Annotated in this window: 20 protein-coding genes; 10 read left to right on the top strand and 10 right to left on the bottom strand. The window is 70.1% G+C overall.

The window, feature by feature from the left end:
- From AC1DSA_RS14640 to AC1DSA_RS14625, 4 genes are all read right to left on the bottom strand, one after another.
- Positions 1–147: helix-turn-helix domain-containing protein (locus tag AC1DSA_RS14640; protein ID WP_477890386.1), on the bottom strand; the 147-nt coding region annotated here is incomplete at its 3' end.
- Between the two features lie 233 nt (positions 148–380).
- A complete protein-coding gene (locus AC1DSA_RS14635) occupies positions 381–1142 on the bottom strand; it encodes a helix-turn-helix domain-containing protein (protein ID WP_477890374.1) in 762 nt (253 codons plus the stop codon).
- Positions 1139–1804: an FmdE family protein gene (locus AC1DSA_RS14630; protein WP_477890372.1), complete on the bottom strand. Its 666-nt coding sequence runs from the start codon at positions 1802–1804 to the stop codon at positions 1139–1141. The genes AC1DSA_RS14635 and AC1DSA_RS14630 overlap by 4 nt, the downstream gene beginning before the upstream one ends.
- Positions 1801–2220: a hemerythrin domain-containing protein gene (locus AC1DSA_RS14625; protein WP_477890370.1), complete on the bottom strand. Its 420-nt coding sequence runs from the start codon at positions 2218–2220 to the stop codon at positions 1801–1803. Before AC1DSA_RS14625 ends, AC1DSA_RS14630 begins: the two co-directional genes overlap by 4 nt.
- 194 nt (positions 2221–2414) lie before the next feature.
- On the opposite strand from AC1DSA_RS14625, the gene AC1DSA_RS14620 reads away from it, so the two are divergent.
- The 7 genes from AC1DSA_RS14620 to AC1DSA_RS14590 are packed head-to-tail and all read left to right on the top strand — an operon-like array spanning position 2415 to position 7358.
- On the top strand, positions 2415–2810 hold the full coding sequence (locus AC1DSA_RS14620) for a group III truncated hemoglobin (protein WP_477890368.1): 396 nt from the start codon (positions 2415–2417) through the stop codon (positions 2808–2810).
- Complete coding sequence (locus AC1DSA_RS14615) at positions 2810–4462, top strand: cbb3-type cytochrome c oxidase subunit I (RefSeq protein WP_477890366.1); 1653 nt, start codon at positions 2810–2812, stop codon at positions 4460–4462. The genes AC1DSA_RS14620 and AC1DSA_RS14615 overlap by 1 nt, the downstream gene beginning before the upstream one ends.
- Positions 4452–5054 carry a cbb3-type cytochrome c oxidase subunit II gene (locus tag AC1DSA_RS14610; RefSeq protein WP_477890364.1) on the top strand — a complete coding sequence of 201 codons (603 nt, stop codon included), beginning with the start codon at positions 4452–4454 and terminating at the stop codon, positions 5052–5054. Before AC1DSA_RS14615 ends, AC1DSA_RS14610 begins: the two co-directional genes overlap by 11 nt.
- A 16-nt stretch (positions 5055–5070) precedes the next feature.
- Positions 5071–5673 (top strand): c-type cytochrome, encoded by a 603-nt coding sequence (locus tag AC1DSA_RS14605; protein WP_477890362.1) that lies wholly within the window; start codon positions 5071–5073, stop codon positions 5671–5673.
- A gap of 16 nt (positions 5674–5689) precedes the next feature.
- The gene (locus AC1DSA_RS14600) at positions 5690–6151 is read left to right on the top strand and encodes an RrF2 family transcriptional regulator (protein WP_477890360.1); all 462 of its coding nucleotides are present in this window, start codon (positions 5690–5692) and stop codon (positions 6149–6151) included.
- Positions 6151–6789 (top strand): SCO family protein, encoded by a 639-nt coding sequence (locus AC1DSA_RS14595; RefSeq protein ID WP_477890358.1) that lies wholly within the window; start codon positions 6151–6153, stop codon positions 6787–6789. The genes AC1DSA_RS14600 and AC1DSA_RS14595 overlap by 1 nt, the downstream gene beginning before the upstream one ends.
- On the top strand, positions 6789–7358 hold the full coding sequence (locus tag AC1DSA_RS14590; protein WP_477890356.1) for a hypothetical protein: 570 nt from the start codon (positions 6789–6791) through the stop codon (positions 7356–7358). The genes AC1DSA_RS14595 and AC1DSA_RS14590 overlap by 1 nt, the downstream gene beginning before the upstream one ends.
- A 406-nt stretch (positions 7359–7764) precedes the next feature.
- Here the strand turns inward: AC1DSA_RS14590 and AC1DSA_RS14585 are convergent, their stop codons facing one another.
- Genes AC1DSA_RS14585 through AC1DSA_RS14570 form a run of 4 tightly spaced genes read right to left on the bottom strand, consistent with a single transcriptional unit; the run spans position 7765 to position 11124 of the window.
- The gene (locus AC1DSA_RS14585) at positions 7765–8787 is read right to left on the bottom strand and encodes a TRAP transporter substrate-binding protein (protein WP_477890354.1); all 1023 of its coding nucleotides are present in this window, start codon (positions 8785–8787) and stop codon (positions 7765–7767) included.
- A gap of 38 nt (positions 8788–8825) precedes the next feature.
- Positions 8826–10118, bottom strand: a complete 1293-nt coding sequence (locus AC1DSA_RS14580; protein WP_477890352.1) for a TRAP transporter large permease — start codon at positions 10116–10118, stop codon at positions 8826–8828.
- 5 nt (positions 10119–10123) lie between these two features.
- Positions 10124–10624: a TRAP transporter small permease subunit gene (locus tag AC1DSA_RS14575; RefSeq protein ID WP_477890350.1), complete on the bottom strand. Its 501-nt coding sequence runs from the start codon at positions 10622–10624 to the stop codon at positions 10124–10126.
- Positions 10621–11124: a gluconokinase gene (locus AC1DSA_RS14570; RefSeq protein WP_477890348.1), complete on the bottom strand. Its 504-nt coding sequence runs from the start codon at positions 11122–11124 to the stop codon at positions 10621–10623. Before AC1DSA_RS14570 ends, AC1DSA_RS14575 begins: the two co-directional genes overlap by 4 nt.
- Positions 11125–11283: 159 nt before the next feature.
- Here AC1DSA_RS14570 and gntR point away from each other — a divergent pair, with 159 nt between their 5' ends.
- Positions 11284–12309: an HTH-type transcriptional regulator GntR gene (gntR, locus tag AC1DSA_RS14565; protein ID WP_477890346.1), complete on the top strand. Its 1026-nt coding sequence runs from the start codon at positions 11284–11286 to the stop codon at positions 12307–12309.
- 15 nt (positions 12310–12324) lie between these two features.
- On the opposite strand, the gene AC1DSA_RS14560 is transcribed toward gntR, so the two are convergent.
- Positions 12325–14991 (bottom strand): bifunctional acetate--CoA ligase family protein/GNAT family N-acetyltransferase, encoded by a 2667-nt coding sequence (locus tag AC1DSA_RS14560; RefSeq protein WP_477890344.1) that lies wholly within the window; start codon positions 14989–14991, stop codon positions 12325–12327.
- Between the two features lie 138 nt (positions 14992–15129).
- On the opposite strand from AC1DSA_RS14560, the gene AC1DSA_RS14555 reads away from it, so the two are divergent.
- Positions 15130–15510 (top strand): TraR/DksA family transcriptional regulator, encoded by a 381-nt coding sequence (locus AC1DSA_RS14555; protein ID WP_477890342.1) that lies wholly within the window; start codon positions 15130–15132, stop codon positions 15508–15510.
- A 16-nt stretch (positions 15511–15526) separates the two neighbouring features.
- Positions 15527–15934: a phasin family protein gene (locus tag AC1DSA_RS14550; RefSeq protein WP_477890340.1), complete on the top strand. Its 408-nt coding sequence runs from the start codon at positions 15527–15529 to the stop codon at positions 15932–15934.
- Here AC1DSA_RS14550 and AC1DSA_RS14545 read toward each other — a convergent pair.
- On the bottom strand, positions 15925–17676 hold the full coding sequence (locus tag AC1DSA_RS14545) for a PHA/PHB synthase family protein (protein WP_477890338.1): 1752 nt from the start codon (positions 17674–17676) through the stop codon (positions 15925–15927). The two genes, AC1DSA_RS14550 and AC1DSA_RS14545, sit on opposite strands and share 10 nt — an antisense overlap.
- Between the last annotated feature and the right edge of the window lie 90 nt (positions 17677–17766).

Here is a 17766-nt window from a genome sequence, read left to right as displayed (position 1 = left end):
GTATCGGCCAAGCCATTTGCGCGCGGTGGGCGCGGTCACGCCCTGCTGGTCGGCGGCATCCGGGGCGCTCAGGCCGCGCAGTGTCATGGCTTGAACCATTTCGAGACGACGGGCCAACGTCAGTCTGGCATTCTTGTGAATGTTCATCTGGTTGAGTTCCTTGAGTAAGACGGGGGGTTTGGCGATTCCCAGTCTCTCAAACTCAACTCAGATGGACAGATACAACCTATTGGACCTTCACAGCTAGCGCAGGGTCGGCTGCGCGGTCGCCCTGCCCGCCCGTTTACCGGACAACGCGCGCCCTCTTGCGCCACTGCGATTCAGCGTGGCCGCGCCCTCACGATCCACCCTGCCCAGGCCCGGATCGCGGCGCTGCGATGTCACGCAGGGTGCAGGACGGCGGAAGCCGCACCGCGCCGAGTGGCGGCAGGTTCGCCGAAGGAATGCGCAAGCGCCTGGCGATCCCGCAGCAACACGTGGCGGCCGGACACTTCGAGCACTCCGCGCTGGTGCAGGGACGACAGCGTGCGGCTGACCGTCTCCAGGTTCAGCCCGAGGTAGCTGCCGATCTCGCTGCGCGTCATGCGCAGGTGGAATTCGGTGGCGGAGTAGCCGCGGGCCTCCAGCCGGCGCGCCAGGTTCAGCAGGAAGGACGCCAGCCGTTGTTCCGCGCTCATGCAGGACAGCAGCACCGCGAGCTTCTGCTTTCGCACCAGCTCGCGGCCGATCAGCCGCGGCAGCACTTCGAACAGGGCGCGTGGGTCGCTCCGGGCATCGCCGCCGTAGGGCAGGACGACGACTTCGGAATCCTCCAGTGCGACCGCCTGGCTGGCGTGCCGGCCGTGCGCCAGCCCGTCGAGACCGAGCACGTCGCCGGCCAGCTGGAACCCGGTCACCTGCTCGCGTCCATCGAGCCCAGGGATCAGGGTCTTGAACGTGCCGCTACGCACCGCATAGACGTTGCGGCACGGATCGCCCTGCCGGAACAGGGCCTCGCCCCGGCGCAACCTCCGCCGCACGGGCGCATGGCCGGCGGCCTCCTCGGCCTCGGCCAGGGCGCAAGGCAGGCAAGGATCGTCGCCCTGGTAGGCGGCGCAGCCGGCGGCGGGAGAGCGGTCTGGCTGCATTGCGACGGCGTTCATGCGTGTTTCTCCGATACGCGGGCCAGACCGGCCCCTGGTTCGCGCGCCAGCACGATCACATCGGGGTCGTCGCCATGCTGCAGCAGCAGGCGCTGCACCCGGCCTTGCCAGGCGGCGCGGAAAGCTTCCTGCTCTTCGCCCGAGGCCTGCCCGCGCAGGCAGCGTGCCATCATTTCGGCGGCGCGCGGATGCCCCGGAACCTTGGCCAGGTCGGCTGACACGCCGACGCTCTCGCCGGTGTCCAGGCGGGTGAAGCGCAGCTGCGGTTCCATGGGAACCGCGTACGCCAGCAGTCCCTGCCGCACGAAGCGCCCGGCGATGCCATGGAACCCGCCCTCGCCCGCCGCTCCGGTGAGATAGCCGGCGACGTTGCCGATCACGCCCGTCACGCCCTGGTCGGGGGAATCGCGCAGTTCCACCCGCAGATCGCCGCGTCGCGGCAGTCCCTGCGGGTACAGCGCCTGCAGGGCGGCCCGGGTCATGAGGAAGGCGCTGGCGACCGTGGGACACGAGTGGCCGGCCAGCCGGACGACATCGACGTAGCGGTACTCCAGCAGGCCGTCGCGCGCGGCGCCGAGGAAGTCGGCCAGCGGATCCTGCAGCCGGATCACCGGTACGGCATCGAAGAAGGACGGGAAGGCGGTTGGGGTGGCGTGGTTCATGGGGTTCCATGTCCTGCGGCGTGCAGGCCGCTGGCGATCAGGGGCAGGTCGAGCAGGCGCTCGGCCAGCGGGAACAGGTGCCGCTCTTCCCACTGCACGTGCGCGCGCATCGCGTCGCCCCAGGCGGGCAGGCATCCCGGCTCGCCGTCGCTCAGTCGTTGCACCAGCGCCCGCAGCAGCTCGTGATCCTGCCGGGCGGCGCTGGCCTCGGTGCCCGCACCGGCAGCGGTCAAGGCCGCCAGCAGGACCTGTTCCTCGGCGGTGAAGTGCGGCTCGAACTGCTCGCCCCAGCGACGCAGCACCTGCTCGCGCAGCGCGGCGGGATCCGCGCGTTCCGGCTCGCAGGCCCGGCGCGCGAGCACCAGGGCTTCGTGATGCTCCCGCGAGAGAGGCATCAATTCCGCGGCGCGCTTCATGGGTTGGCCTTGAACATGAATATTGTATGAATGTTATTGTAGGTCAGGGTTGTGGCGAAGGCGACAGTGACCCTGCCCTTCGTGCCGTTGATGCCAGGTCCGAGCGTTGAAACCCCTTCGTCGCATGCGTCTTTAAGATGATCTTTCTATGCATCTTATAATCCGGCGTCCCGCACGAAAGGAGAACCCCCGACATGCCCACCCCCGATCTCTGCACCGAGGAAGAAGTGACCCGGCTGGTGCACTCCTTCTATGGCGGCGTGCGCCAGGACGCGGTGCTCGGGCCCATCTTCGAAGCGCACGTCCGGCAATGGGACCGGCACCTGGCGACGATGGTGGACTTCTGGTCCGGCGCGCTGCGCGGCACCGCCCGCTTCCGCGGCACGCCCATGCCCAAGCACGTCGCGCTGCCCGGACTGGACGCGCAACTGTTCCAGCGCTGGCTGGCGCTGTTCCGCCAGACCACGGCCGCCCTGGGCAACGACGCCATGGCCGAACGCGCCAACGATCTCGCGGCCCGCATCGCCGAGAGCCTGTGGTACGGCTACCAGGCCAGCCGGGCGGATCGCGTCCAGGAGGGCCACGCCTGATGGACAGCGCCATCCTCAGCCTGCTCGCCGCCTTCCTGCTCTCCATCCTCGGGCTGTTCGCCTTCATCTGGTCGCTGCGCAAGGGCCTGCTGGTGGAGAACCCGGCGGCCGCCTCGGTGATCTTCGCGCGCGGCGAAGTCGGCCGCGTGGACGACCCCGCGTTGCCGCCCGAGGGCAGGCAATCGCTGCAGCAGGCCGCCGACACGCCGGCCACGGACGCCACCGACGCTGCGGACCTCCAGGACCGCGTGCGGGCCGACCGCTCGAGCGCCTTCCCCGTCTTCATGTTCGTGGCCTTCGCCTGCTTCTGGCTGCTGCTGGGGTCGGCTGCCGGCCTGACCTCCTCGATCAAGCTGCATGCGCCCGACTGGCTGGTGCAGCAAGGCTGGCTGACTTTCGGCCGCATGCGCACGGTGCATCTGACGGCGGTGCTCTACGGCTGGATCACCAACGCGGCGCTCGGCCTGATCCTGTGGCTGCTGCCTCGCCTGCTGCGCACCGAACTGCGCGGCACGGCGTGGACGCTGCTGGGCGGCGCGCTGATCAACACCGGCATCGCCGCCGGCGTGGGCGCCATCGCCATCGGCTGGAGCGACGGGATGGAGTACCTGGAGATCCCCTGGCAGATCGGCCTGTTCATGGTGGCCGGCCTGGTGATGATCATCCTGCCGGTGCTGTTCACGCTGGTGAACCGCAAGGCCGAACACCTGTACGTCAGCGTCTGGTACCTGGTGGCTGGACTGCTGTGGGTGACGCTGCTGTTCGTGGTGGCGAAACTGCCCGGCGTCCACACCGGGGTGCAGCAGGCGACCACCAACTGGTGGTACGGCCACAACGTGCTGGGCCTGTGGTTCACCCCGGTGAGCGTGGGCGCCATCTACTACTTCCTGCCCAAGATCATCGGGCGGCCGGTGCGCTCGTACAACCTGTCGATCCTGGGCTTCTGGACGCTGGCCTTCTTCTACGGACAGGTGGGCGGCCACCACCTCATCGGCGGTCCGGTGCCGGGCTGGCTGGTCACGCTGTCCATCGTGCAGAGCATGATGATGGTGATCCCGGTGATCGCCTTCAGCATCAACATGGGCGGGACGCTGCAGGGGCGCATGCACCTGGCGCGCCATTCGCCGACGCTGCGCTTCATGATGTTCGGCGGCCTGGTCTACCTGGCCTCCTCGCTGCAGGGCTCGATGGAAGCGCTGCGCAGCGTCAACGCCGTCACGCACTTCACCCACTACACCGTCGGCCACGCGCACCTGGGGGCATACGGCTTCGTCAGCATGGTGCTGTTCGGCGCCGTGTACTTCATGATGCCGCGCGTGCTGAACTGGGAATGGCCTTATCCGCGGCTCATCACCCTGCACTTCTGGCTGGCCGCGATCGGCATCACGGTCTACTTCGTCGCCCTCACCATCGGCGGCTGGCTGCAGGGACTGGCCATGCTCGATCCGGCCCGGGCGTTCATGGAATCGGTGACGCTGACGCGGCCCTACCTGCAGTGGCGCTCCGTCGGCGGCAGCCTGATGCTCGCCAGCCACCTGGTGTTCGTCGGCCACTTCCTCGCCATGGCCCTGCGCTTCGGGCCGATGCGCACCGGCGCCGCGTTGTTCGGCCCGGCGCGGCCGCAGGAGCTGGAGCTCTCGTATGGAAAATGAACTGAAGCTGGCGTCGGGCGCGATGGTCGCCCTCGGCGTCGCCACCGCCGCCCTGGTGGTGATGCCCTACCTGCAGGTGCGCGACGTGCCGCCGCCCGCCAAGCTGCAACCCTACACGGACGCGCAATTGCGCGGCCGCGAGGTGTATGTCGCCAATGGCTGCGTGTATTGCCACAGCCAGCAGCCGCGCGACCGCGCGCTCGGCCCCGACCTGCAACGCGGCTGGGGCCGTGCCTCGGTGCCCGGCGACTACGTGTACGACAAGCCGCATCTGCTGGGGAGCATGCGCACCGGGCCGGACCTGTTCAACATCGGCGCGCGCCAGCCCAGCAAGGACTGGCACCTGGGCCACCTGTACCAGCCACGCGCGTACGTGAAGGACTCGATCATGCCGGCCTACCCCTTCCTGTTCGCGGAGAAGGACGCGCGCGAAGCCGAACGCGAGGGCGAACAGCCCCTGTCGCTGCCGCCGGGCCACGGCCCCGGGGAGGGCAAGGTGGTCGTTCCCCGGCCCGAGGCGCTGGACCTCGTCAAGTACCTGCAGGCGCTGGACCACACCTACCCGGTGCTGCCCGCGGCGCCCCGACCCTGAAGCGAGAAGCAGCCGAATGCCCAACCACGCCCCCGCGCCGACGCCGGCGCAGATCCGCGAAACCGCCGACCCGACCGAACGCATCCAGCCGATCCCGCGGCTGGTCGCCGGCGTCACCCTGCTGATGGTGCTGGCAGGGGCCGGCTACATCCTGTTCTCCGAGCCCTTCGGCATGCCCGGCCTCGGCGATCGCCGCACGGTGGCCGACCTGCGTCCCGCCGTCGGCGCCATCGGCGTGGTCGACGGCAAGCAGGTGTTCATGGCCAACTGCGTCGCCTGCCACCAGGCCGGCGGCACCGGCGTGGCCGGCGTGTTCCCGCCGCTCGATGGGTCCGAATGGGTCCAGGGCGATCCGCGCGTGCTGGCCAACATCCTGCTGCACGGGGTGGAGGGTGAACTCGCCGTGAAGGGGGTGACCTACAAGGGCGCCATGCCGGCCTTTGGCCGGCTGGGCGACGCCGAGCTGGCGGCGGTGGCCAGCTACGTGCGGGCGAACTGGTCCAACCAGGCCCCGCAGGTGGACGCCGCGCTGTTCGCCGCGCAACGCAAGCAGAATCCGAGGGACAAGCCTTTCAACGGCGGCGCCGAGCTCGGGGCGCTGGCCGGCCGATCTCCCTGAGCACAAGGACCTGCCCATGCGGCTCGCGCGAATGACCGATTACGCCATCCGGCTGCTGATGTACGTCGCGCAGCGGCCGGAACGGCTGTGCACGATCGCCGAGGTCGCCGGCGCGTATGACATCTCGCAGACGCACCTGATGAAGATCACCAACCAGCTGGCCCTGGGCGGCTGGTTGCAGACCACCCGCGGCAAGGGCGGCGGCATCCGCCTGGGCCGCCCGGCTTCGGAGATCGTGCTGGGCGACGTGGTGCGCACGATGGAGCCCGATTTCTTCATCGTCGAATGCTTTTCGACCGGCCACAGCTGCATGCTCCACGGCAGCTGCCACCTGACCGGCGTGATGGACGGCGCACTGCGCAGCTTCATGGAGTATCTGGACGGGTACACCCTCGCCCAGGTCCTGCCGCCCAAGGTCGATCCCGCGCGGGCCCGGCCGCTGCGCTTCCACGGGCGCAACAAGGCGCTGGCCCGTTGATGCTGCGCACCGCCTTGCTGTGTGTCGCGCTGTCGTGGGCCGCCTACGCCGGCGCCGCGCGGCTCACGCACGGCTTCCAGGCCTGGACCGCCGAGGATGCGCGCCGGCTCGAAGTGGCGCGCTCGCCGGTGCCGGCGCCGGCCGTACCGGTGCAGGGGCCGGGCGTGGCCGCGCCGGACCTGCGGACTTTGCTCGCCAACGAGCGGGACGCCACTGTCGTGGAATTCATCTACACCCGCTGCGAAACCGTCTGCCTGGCCGGTGGCGCGATCTTCCAGCAGATGCAGGAGGCATTGCAGGCGAGGCCGGCGAGCGGCACCTCTGGGCGCGTGCGGCTGCTGTCAATCAGCTTCGACCCCGCCCGCGACGGCGCCCCTGAGCTGGCCGCCTATGCGCAGCGCATGCGCGCGGACCCGCGCTGGTGGAACTTCGTGCGCGTGCCGCAGGCCGCCGACACGCAGCGGCTGCTCGACGCCTTCCGTGTCGTGGTGGTGCCCAGCGGACGCGGCGACTTCGAACACAACGCCGCCTTGCTCGTGGTGGACCGCGATGGCCGGCTGTTGCGCATCTTCGACCTCGCGCAGCAGCAGCTGGCGCTCGACTACGCGCTGCACCTGGTGGATGGCGGAACGCCGTGATGCGGACGTGGCCCCAGCCCGGCACCGTGATGGCGGCGGCGGGCCTTGCGCTGCTGGCGCTGCCGCCCGTTCGGAAGGTGCTGGAATCGAGCATGACGCTGCACATGCTCGTGCAGTTCCCGCTGCTGGTGCTGGCGGGCGCCCTGTTCGCACGGGCCTTGCCGATGCGCTGGCGCCGGCGAGCCGATGCGTGGAACGCGCATGGCTTCGCCGGCCTGCTCGCCGCCGTCCTGGTCCTGATGCTGCTGATGATCCCGCTGCTGCTCGATCTCGCCCTGGTGGATGGGCGGGTCGAGGCGGCGAAATTCCTGGCCCTGCTGGTTTGCGGCGCGGCCCTCCGGTTGTCGTGGCAGCGCGCGGGCCTGCTGGTGCAGGCCTTCTTCCTCGGCAACGTACTGCCGATGACTGCGGCGATCGGGCAGCTGTTCATGGACTCCCCGCTGCGCCTGTGCAATGCCTACCTGCTGGGAGACCAGGTGCGGCTGGGACTGGGACTCGTCGTGCTGGCCGTGCTGGCAGCGGCGGGCGGCATCGCGTACACGATGCGGAAGCGGTTTCTCGCGTCCTGACGGATACCCGCTCCTGTGGGCCGGGCCAGGGCGTGGCAGCCCGCCTGTGCGAATGTCCCCCGCCGCGGGCTGAAGCCCGCGTCTCCTCCTTTATTTCGCACAGGCGGACTACCCCACCCTGATCCTGCGCCGTCGTGGAGCGTCGGCCGTGGATGCCGTGGTGCGCCAGCCTGCAAATTGTCCAGCCGGTGGGCGAGCCCGTCTGTGTTGAGGCGCGGCGCAGGGCGAGAGCGGGGCAGCCCGTCTCGGCGAAATAAAGGAGGAGGCGCGGGCTCTCGAGCCCGCGCCGGGGGACATTCGCCGAGGCGGGCTGCCCCGTTCTCGCCCGGTCCCAGCCAGCCGCGACGAAGCAAAGAAAAAGCCGCCCCTTCCGGAGCGGCTGGATGACGACCAAATGGCCAGCGGCTTACTTCTTCGTGCCGCGCATCTTCGCCAGTTCGTCCTGGGTCTCCTTCCAGAGATCCATGCCGACGTTGCTGGCGATCTCGGCGTTCACCTTGGTCAGCTTGTCGCGCATGCGGCCGGCCTCGGAGGCGGGCAATTCATTGATCTGCATGCCCTTGCCCTTCAGGTCGGCCAGCGCCTTGGCGCCCTCTTCCCGGGTGTCCTTGCGCTCGAAGTCGCGGCTGGCCTTGGCGGCGTCGCTCAGGATCTTCTGTTCGTCCTTGGACAGGCCGTCCCACCACTTCTTCGACACCAGCACGATCCACGGGCTGTAGACGTGGTTGGACACCGTCAGGTACTTCTGCACCTCGTAGAACTTGGAGGACAGGATGGTGTTGTACGGGTTCTCCTGGCCGTCGACCGTCTTGGTCTCCAGCGCGCTGAACAGCTCCGAGAACGGCAGCGGCACCGCGTTGGCGCCCAGCGTCTTGAAGGAGTCCAGGTACACGTTGTTCTGCATCACGCGCAGCTTGATGCCTTCCAGGTCTTCCACCTTGGTCACCGGGCGCTTGCTGTTGGTGAGGTTGCGGAAGCCGTTTTCCCAGTAGGCCAGGCCCACGAGGCCCTTGTCCTGCAGCTTGTTCATCACCTTGGTGCCGATCGGGCCGTCCAGCACGGCGTCGGCTTCCTTGGCGTTGTTGAACAGGAAGGGCGTGTCCCACAGGGCCATTTCCTTGGTGATGCCCACCAGCGTGGCGGTGGAGCCCACCATCATTTCCTGCGCGCCGCCGATCAGCGCCTGCTGCATCTGCGTGTCCGGGCCCAGCGCGGCGGCGCCGATGGCGCGCACCTTCATCTTGCCCTGGGAGGCCTTTTCCACCTGCTCGGCGAAGACCTTGGCCGCGCGGCCCTGGTTGCTGTTCTCGTTGAGGCCGTAGCCGAAGCGGATCAGGCGCGGCTTGATGTCGGCGCTGAAGCCCGCGACGGGCGCGAGCAGCGCGGCGCCGGTGGCGGCCGCGAGAATGGTGCGACGGAGGAGGTTCACTTTTGTCTCTTTCGAAGGGAACGTGGGAGGAAGAAAACTCAGCGCATCCACGCAACCGGCGCGATGACCAGCTGCGGGAAGACGACGAAGAGCGCGAGGATCAGGATGTAGGTCACGAGGAAGGGGTTCACCCCCTTGATCACCTGGTGCAGCGACAGGCGCCCCACCCCGGCGACGACGTTCAGCACGGTGCCCACCGGCGGCGTGATCAGGCCGATCGCACCGTTCAGGACGAACATGAGGCCGAAGTACACGGGATCGATGCCCGCCTTCACCGCGATCGGCAGCATCACCGGCCCGAAGATCAGGATCGTGGGGGTCAGGTCCAGCGCGGTGCCGATCAGCACCAGCACGACCATCATCACGGCCATCAGCAGCCGCGGGCTCTCGACCAGCGGGCCCAGCCATCCGGTCAGCACGGCGGGCAGGTCCGCCAGCGTGATCATGTAGCTGGCGACCTGGGCGCCGGCGCACAGGAACATCACGATGGCGGTCGTCTTGGCTGCGCGCACCAGCACCGGCCCGATGTCGGGGATGCGCATCTCGCGGTGGATGAACAGGGCCACCACCAGCGCGTAGAAGGCGGCGACCACCGCCGCTTCCGTGGGCGTGAACACCCCGGTCTTCATGCCGCCGATGATGATCAGGGGCATCAGCATGGCCCAGAAGGCCTTGGCCGTGGCCCGCAGGCGCTCATTCAGGGGCAGCGGTTCGCCCGCCGGCAGTTCGATCCTGCGCAGCACCCACTTCCACGCGACGACCAGGCCCACGCCCATGATCAGCCCCGGCACGATGCCGGAGAGGAACAGGGACGAGATCGAGGTGTTGGTCGTGACGCCGTAGATCACGAAGGGCATCGACGGCGGAATGATCGGGGCGATGATGCCGCCCGAGGCCAGCAGGCCGGCCGAGGTCGCCATCGGGTAGCCCTGCCGCTTCATCATCGGCAGCAGGATGGTGGCCAGCGCCGCGGTGTCGGCGAGGGCCGAGCCGCTCATGCTGGCCATCAGCACCGCCGCGCCGATCGCCACGTAGCCCAGGCCGCCGCGGATGTGGCCCACCCAGGCCTGCGCCATGTCGATGATCCGCTTGCTGATGCCGCCGGTGTTCATCAGCTCGCCCGCGAGGATGAAGAACGGCACCGCCAGCAGCGGGAAGCTGTCCACGCCCGCCACCAGGTTCTGTGCCAGCAGCTGGGTGTCCCAGAAGCCGAGGACGGCGGCCATGCCGGCGCCGGTGAGCACCAGGGCCAGGGCCATGTTCATGCCGATGCCCATGAGCACCAGCATGCCGGCGGAAAAGACGAAGAAGGCGAGCGCTTCGGGCGACATGGCGTTCACTCCACTTCGGCGCTGTGGCCAAGGTCCAGGGGATCGCGGCGCACCAGTTCGACGAGCGCCATCACCCCGATGGCGATCGCCGCCAGCATCGCCGGCAGCGGCAGCAGCGCCGCCGGATAGGCGAGCACCACCGACTTGCTGTCCATGCCGACCACGACCTGCTGCCAGGCGCCCCAGGCCAGCAGGACGCAGCCCAGGATCACCAGCACGCGGATCAATGCCGTCATGGCCGCCATGGCGGTGGGACGGTCCTTCAGCAGGCCCACCAGCGAAGTGAAGGCCATGTGCTCGCCCGCCGGATAGGCCGCGGTAGCGCCGATGAACACCATCCACACGAACAGCAGCCGCGACAGTTCCTCGCTCGCGGCGATGCCGCTGCCGAAGCCATAGCGCAGGACCACGTTGATGAACACGGCGACGGCCATCACGCCGAGGCATGCGGCCATGAGCCAGTTGGTGGTCCGCTGGAAGCGGCCTTGGGCCAGGGGGAGGTTCATGCGGGGTCCTTGTCGTCCAGCCAGGCGCCGACGCGGCGCTGCAGCAGTTCGAGGGGTTCCAGGGCGTCGACCCGGAGCACGCCCGGCTCGCCCACGGGCGATTCGAGCGTCGCGAACTGGCTGTCCACCAGGCTCGCGGAAAAAAAGTGGGCGCCGCGGCCGGCCACGCGCTGCTGCGCGGCGTCGCGGTCGATCTCGAGGAACACGAAGCGCAGGCCCGGCGCGGCGCTGCGCAGCTGGTCGCGGTAGGCGCGCTTGAGCGCCGAGCAGGTGAGCACCACGCCATCAGAGTGCGCCGCGAGCTGCTCGCCAAGCGTGACGAGCCACTGCGCGCGGTCGCTGTCGGTCAGAGGCGTTCCCTGCGCCATCTTTTCGCGGTTGGCGGCACTGTGGAAGTCGTCGCCTTCGATCAGGGGCAGGCCCTGCGCGGCGGCGACGGCGGCGCCGAGGCTGGACTTGCCGCAGCCGGCCACACCCATGATCACGATCCGCAAGCCCATTGGATAGCGCTGTCCAAGGAAAGAAAGGAAAAGGCGCTGGACCGGTGCCTGGAACCCCGTTGCTGCCGCTGCAGACCTGGGTTCCACACCCTTGCCAAACGCCATTGGATAGCGCTATCCTAAACAAATGCCAGCCGAATTCGATACGGGTTTTCCCGGATGAACGCCAAGCCTTCGCGGTCCCGGGCCACCGGCCGGGTCACGCTCGCCGACGTGGCGCAAGCCGCCGGCGTGAGCCCAATCACCGTCTCGCGAGCGCTGCGGGGCGAAAGGGCCGTCGACCCGGAGCTGGTGGCGCGCGTGCAGGCGGCCGTGAACCGCCTGGGCTACGTTCCCGACCCCGCGGCGCGGGCCCTCGCCTCGCGTCACGGCACGCAGGTGGCCCTGCTGGTTCCGGCCCTGTCCAACGCGCTGTTCGTGGACCTGGTCGAGGCAGCGCAGCGCACGCTGGCCCGCGCCGGCTACCAGACCCTGATCGGCGTCACCCACTACGACCCGCTGGAGGAGGAACAGCTGATGCGGGGCCAGTTGCTGCACCGGCCCGCAGGCATGCTGGTCACCGGCTTCGACCGCAGCGATGCGACCCGCGCGCTGATCGCGGGGAGCGGCGTGCCCTGCGTGCACCTGATGGAAACTTCGCCGGCGCCCGGCGTCTACAGCGTGGGCCTGTCGCAGGCGGACGCCAGCAAGGCGATGACGCGCCACCTGCTGGAGCGGGGCCGCCGGCGCATCGCTTTCGCGGCGGCGCAGCTGGATCCCCGGACGCTGCAGCGCCTCGAAGGATGGCGCCAGGCGATGCGCGAGGCGGGCCTCTACACGCCGACGCTGGAATGGCTGAACCCGGCGCCCTCCTCCATCGGACTGGGCGGGGTGATGTTCGAGCAGATCATGGGGCAGGTTCCCCCGGTGGATGCCGTCTTCTTCTGCAACGACGACCTGGCCCAGGGCGCCCTGCTCGCGGCGCTGCGCCTGGGCATCCCGGTGCCGCAACGCGTGGCGGTCGCCGGCTTCAACGACCTCACGGGCAGCGACCAGATGCTGCCGCCGCTCACCACGGTGCGCACGCCGCGCGCGGAGATCGGCACCGCGGCGGCGGAAATGCTGGTGGCGCTGATGCGGGGAGAGTCCGTGCCCAAGCCCTGCGTGCACCTGGGTTTCGAGCTGGTGGTGCGCGGCAGCACCTGACGCGAGCGACCGGGCTCAGCGCGCCGGCGCCGGCGGCAGCCGAAGGTGCATCGTGTCGTCCGGTCCGGTCCTGATGTCGAAGCCGCAGGAGCGCGCCAGGGCGATCATTCCCGGGTTGTCCTGCAGGCAGACGCCGACCACTTCGGCCGTGCCGCGGGCACGCAGGTAGGCCAGCAGCTTGGCGAGCAGCTTGCGGCCGAGGCCCCGGCGCTGCCAAGGGCCGGCGACCTGCACGGCGAACTCGGCCTCCCGGTTGTCCGGATCGCAGATCGCACGCACCTCACCGGCCATGCGGTCCCCGTCCATGGCCACGAAGGTCATCTCGCGTTCGTAGTCGATCTGGCAGTAGCGGGCGAGCTCCGAGCGCGGCACTTCGCGCCGCGCCATGAAGAAGCGCAGCCGCAGGTCGGAGGGCGATGCCTCGGCGTAGAAGGTGGCGAGGCGCTCGCCGTCCTCGGGCCGGATCGGGCGTACCTGCAGCTTCGTGCCGCCCAGGTCCCAGCCCTCCTCCAGCTCCGAGGGATAGGGACGCAGGGCCAGGCGATTCCCCTCGCCCGGCTGCGGGCGCCGCACGCGGATGCGGGCATCGAGCGCGAGCACCCCGTCCGCATCGGCCAGCAGTGGGTTGATGTCCAGTTCGGCGAGCTCGGGCAGGTCACAGGCCAGGCGCGACACCCGCAGCACCGCGTCGGTGAGGGCGGCCTGCTGCACGCCGGCCTGCCCGCGGTAGCCGCCCAGCAGCGCCCCGATCCGCGTGTGTCCCACCAGGTCGCGTACCAGCGGCGCATTCAGCGGCGGCAGCGCCACCGCCCGGTCCTTGTGGATCTCCACCGCCGTGCCCCCGGCGCCGAACAACACGATCGGTCCGAACACCGCGTCGTCGGCGATGCCCAGGATCAGCTCGTGCGCGCGCGGCCGATGGGCCATGGCCTGCACCGTGAAGCCCGTGACGTGGGCCTCCGGGCTCAAGCGCGCGACCCGCTGGCGCATGCGCACGGCCTCCGCGCGCACCTCCTCGGCGGTCGCCAGGTTGAGGGCGACGCCGCCGACGTCGCTCTTGTGCAGGATCTGCGGCGACAGGATCTTCATGGCCACGGGAAAGCCGATGTCCTCCGCCGCCGCGACGGCGTCGTCCGCGTTGCGAACGCGGCGGGTCGCCACCGCCGGGATGCCGTAGGCCTGCAGCACCTGCTTGGCCTGTTCCTCGTCCAGCCATTCGCGGCCGGAGGCCAGCGCCTGCCGCAGGATCGCCTGCGCCGCGGCCTGGTCGACGCGCAATTCGCTCGGCTGCGCGTCGGGCAACTGCAGCAGCGCGTCCTGGTTGCGGTGGTACTGCACCAGCTGGAGCCAGCCGGCCACCGCGTGTTCCGGTGTCGTGTAGCTGGCCAGGTGCGCCTGCGCGAACAGCCGCCGCGCCGGCTCGACCGAGGTGCCGCCCAGCCAGCAGCTCAGCACCGGCTTGGACGCCTCGCGCATCGGCGGCGCGCAGGCCGCGGCGATCTGCGCGGCCGGCACGATGGCAGTGGGCGCGTGCATGAACAGCACGCCGTCCACCTCCTGCGCCTTCAGCAGGATGTCCAGCGCCCGGGTGTAGCGCTCCACGGGCGCATCACCGATCAGGTCCACCGGGTTGCCGCGCGACCAGTTGGCCGGCAGCGCCGCATCGAGCGCTGCGATCGTCTCCGGCGCGAGCTGCGCCAGCTGCCCCTGGCCGAGCGAGAGTGCGTCGGCCGCCAGCACGCCGGCGCCGCCACCGTTGGTGACGATGGCCAGGCGTTCGCCGCGCCAGCGCTGCACGCGCGCGAGCGTCTGGGCGGCGTCGAACAGCGCCTCCAGCGTGTCCACGCGCACCATGCCGGCACGCCGCACCGCGGCATCGAACACGGCATCGGAGCCGGCCAGGGCGCCGGTGTGCGAGGCCGCAGCGCGCGCACCTTCGGGCGCGCGACCGGACTTCACCACGATCACGGGCTTGTTGCGTGCGGCGGCGCGCGCCGCCGACATGAACTTGCGCGCCTGCTTCACCGACTCCGCGTACAGCAGGATGGCGCGCGTGCTGCTGTCGCTGCCGAGGTAGTCGAGCACGTCGCCGAAATCCACGTCGGCGCTGTCGCCCAGCGAGATGAAATGCGAGAAGCCGATCGCCTGCGCGTTGGCCCAGTCCAGCATGGCGGTGGCCAGCGCGCCCGATTGCGTCACGAAGGCGAGCCGGCCCGGTGCGGCCGAGCCGGGTGCGAAGCTGGCGTTCAGGCCCAGCCCGGGCACCAGCGCGCCGATGCAGTTGGGCCCCAGGATGCGCAGCACGAAGGGCTTCGCCGCCGCCAGCATGGCCTGCTCGAAGCTGGTGCCGTCCTCGGCCATGGGCTGCTTGAGGCCCGCGGTCAGCACGATCGCGGCGCGCGTGCCCTTGCGGCCCAGGGCCTCGACCAGGCCGGGCACGCTGGGCGCCGGCGTGCAGATCACGGCCAGGTCGGGCGCCTGCGGCAGCGCCTCCACGCCCTCGATCACCGGCACGCCGTCGACCACGCCGGCACGCTTGTTCACCGCCCAGACCGGACCCGCAAAGCCGCCGGCGCGCAGGTTGCGCAGGACGATGGCCCCCAGGCTGCCCTCGCGCTCCGACACGCCGATCACCGCGACCGACCGGGGCGCGAACAGGCTGTCGAGATGGCGCACGCTCATGGGTTTCTTCCTGGAACGCGGCATCGCAGCCGCACGCGTGAGGTTAGGCGGCTGCGGCGCGCAACCGTTGTCCCAGATCAAGACGCCCGACGGCGGGGCGCCCAAAATGGGGTGGTCCTTTCATCGCAGGGCCCCTCCATGACTCTGACTGTCGAGCCGAATCCCCTCACCCGCGAGATGACCGAGATGCTTCGGCGGCGGCAGGCCGAACTGCGCGCGATGCTGCAGCAGGCCGCGGGCGCCAACATCGCCGGCGACAACCCGCCGGAGGTGCTGGACTTCAAGGACGTGGCGGCCGAAGAGACCCGCGCCGTGGTCGACGAGGCCGCCTATGCGCATGCCTCCGCGGAACTGGACCAGGTCGCGGCCGCGCTGCGCCGGGTCGACGAAGGCAGCTACGGAATGTGCGAGGACTGCGGCGAGCCGATCGACGAGCGCCGCCTGCGCGCGCTGCCCGCGACGGCCTTTTGCACCGCCTGCCAGACCATCCACGAGCGCCCCGGCACGCCGCGGCGCTGAATCGCCAGGAGCCACCATGGCCACGAAGAACGCCCGCAAGGTCCCGGCGGCCGAGCCCGCCACGTCCCGCCAGCCCTGGGACTGGGCCGGCGATTTCGGCCGCCAGCAGATGGCCGCGGCCAGCGAGGGCGCCAGCGTCCTGTTCCGGGGTTTCGAGAGCATGCGCCGCATCCAGGAGGACGCCGCGCACGCGGCCGCCGAGCGCCATGCGGCGGCGGCCGAGAAGATGCGCAAGCCGAGCTCGCCCGCCGACCTGGCGCTGGTTCAGGCCGAGACGATGCGCGAGGACCTGGAGAGCGCGGCCCGCTGCTGGCGCGACCTGGCCGACGCGGCGCTGGAGATGAACAGCGAACTCCTCAGTTGCGCCACGCAACTGGTGAACTCCGAGGACGTGATGGCCTCGGCGCGCTTCCTTCACTCCTGAAACACGTGGGTGCCGGGCGCCGGCACCACCTTCCCGCCGATCCGCACGCTGGGCACCGTCCGTGCCGGCACTTCCGCGGTGCCGTGCTCGCGCAGCCAGTCGTGCCAGCACTTCCACCACGAACCCTGCACCTGCACCGCGCCCGCCTGCCATTCCTGCGTGTCCGCCGGCGCCTCGTGCGGTTCGTGGTCGGCCCAGCGATAGCTCGCACCGGGATGCGCCGACGGGCCGGATGGCGGGCTCACGATGCCCACGTTGTGGCCACCGGACACCAGCACGAAGCGGGCGCGGGCGTGCACCAGCCGCAGGATCTTGTAGACCGAGGTCCACGGCGACACGTGGTCCCGTTCCGTCGCGACCACGAACAGCGGCGCGTGCAGCGCCCGCAGGGTGACGTGCTGGCCCTGGAAGCGGTAGGCGTCCTTCGCGAGTTCGTTGCGCAGGTACAGGCGGTGCAGGTAGTCGCTGTGCATGCGCGCGGGCATGCGGGTGGCGTCGGCGTTCCAGGCGCGCAGCGCGGTCATGGGCGTGTGGGCGCCCATCAGGTATTCGTGCAGCAGCTTGGACCACACGAGGTCCTTGGAGTTGATCAGCTGGAAGGCCCCGGCCATGCGCCGGCCATCCAGGTAGCCGGACTCCGCCATCAGGTCCTCCAGGAAGGCGACCTGGCTGTCGTCCATGAAGAGGCCCAGCTCGCCCGGGTCCTCGAAGTCCACCTGGCCGGCGAGGACGGATACCGTCCGCAGCGCGGTGTCGTGGCGGCCTCCCAGCACCGAAGCGGCCATGGCCAGCAGGGTGCCCCCGAGGCAGTAGCCGGCGGCATGGATGCCGACCCCGGGACAGATCGCCTGCACCGCCTTCACGGTCTCCAGCACGCCCTGCTCCAGGTAGTCGTCCAGCCCGAGGTCGCGGTCGGCGGAGCCCGGATTGCGCCAGGACACCATGAACACGGTGTGCCCCTGGTCCACCAGGTACTTGACCAGCGAATCCTGCGGCGTCAGGTCGAGGATGTAGTACTTCATGATCCACGAGGGCACCACCAGCACCGGCTCCGCCGCCACCTTCTTCGTGCTGGCCTCGTACATGATCAGTTCGACGAGCGCGTTGCGGTAGACCACCTTGCCCGGCGTGAGCGCGACCCCCTCTCCGGGGCGGAACGCCTCCACCCCCCGCGCCTTGCCTTCCGCCGCGACGGTCAGGGCGTCGCGCCACCAGTTCGCCGAGCCCTGCACGAAGTTCATTCCGCCGGTCCTGGCCGTTTCGCCCAGCACCTCGGGGTTGAGCAGCGGCGAGTTGGAGGGCGACAGCATGTCGAGCCACTGGCGCACCGTGAAGGAGGCCACCTCCTCGTGGTGCGGCGCCACGCCCCGCACCCCGGTGCTGGCCTCGTTCCACCACTGCTGGGTGAGCAGGAAGGCCTGTGCGAGGGCGCTGAAGGGCGGCTGCTGCCACTGCGGCCGGGCGAAGCGCTTGTCCTCCGCCACCGGCTCGATGCAGCGGTCGCACGGTCCCTGCCAGGACTGCGATGCGTACTGCAGCCAGAGCAGCCACTTGTGCAGCGCGCTCGAGCCGAGCTGCGCCTGCTTGGCGGGCGAAACCGCCAGGTGCAGCAGCCAGTCCAGGTGGGCCAGCGCGAGCGACGCGGGCGAGATGCCGTTGGCCACGCGGGCCAGCGTGCTCTTGAGGGGCAGGTCCAGCGGATCGGCGTGCGGCAGGGCGGGAAGCGGTTTGCGGGCGGGCATGCCGCGATCGTCGAGCTTGCCGCGCCAGTCCGGCTTGCTACAGGTCAAGCGGCGGGCATTTGCCGGTCACCTCGGGGCTGCGCCGCACTA

The sequence above is a fragment of the Ramlibacter sp. P4_H7 genome (assembly GCF_056400765.1).
Note: the sequence above shows the minus strand (reverse complement) of the source record. Positions and strands in the feature narration are given on the sequence as shown.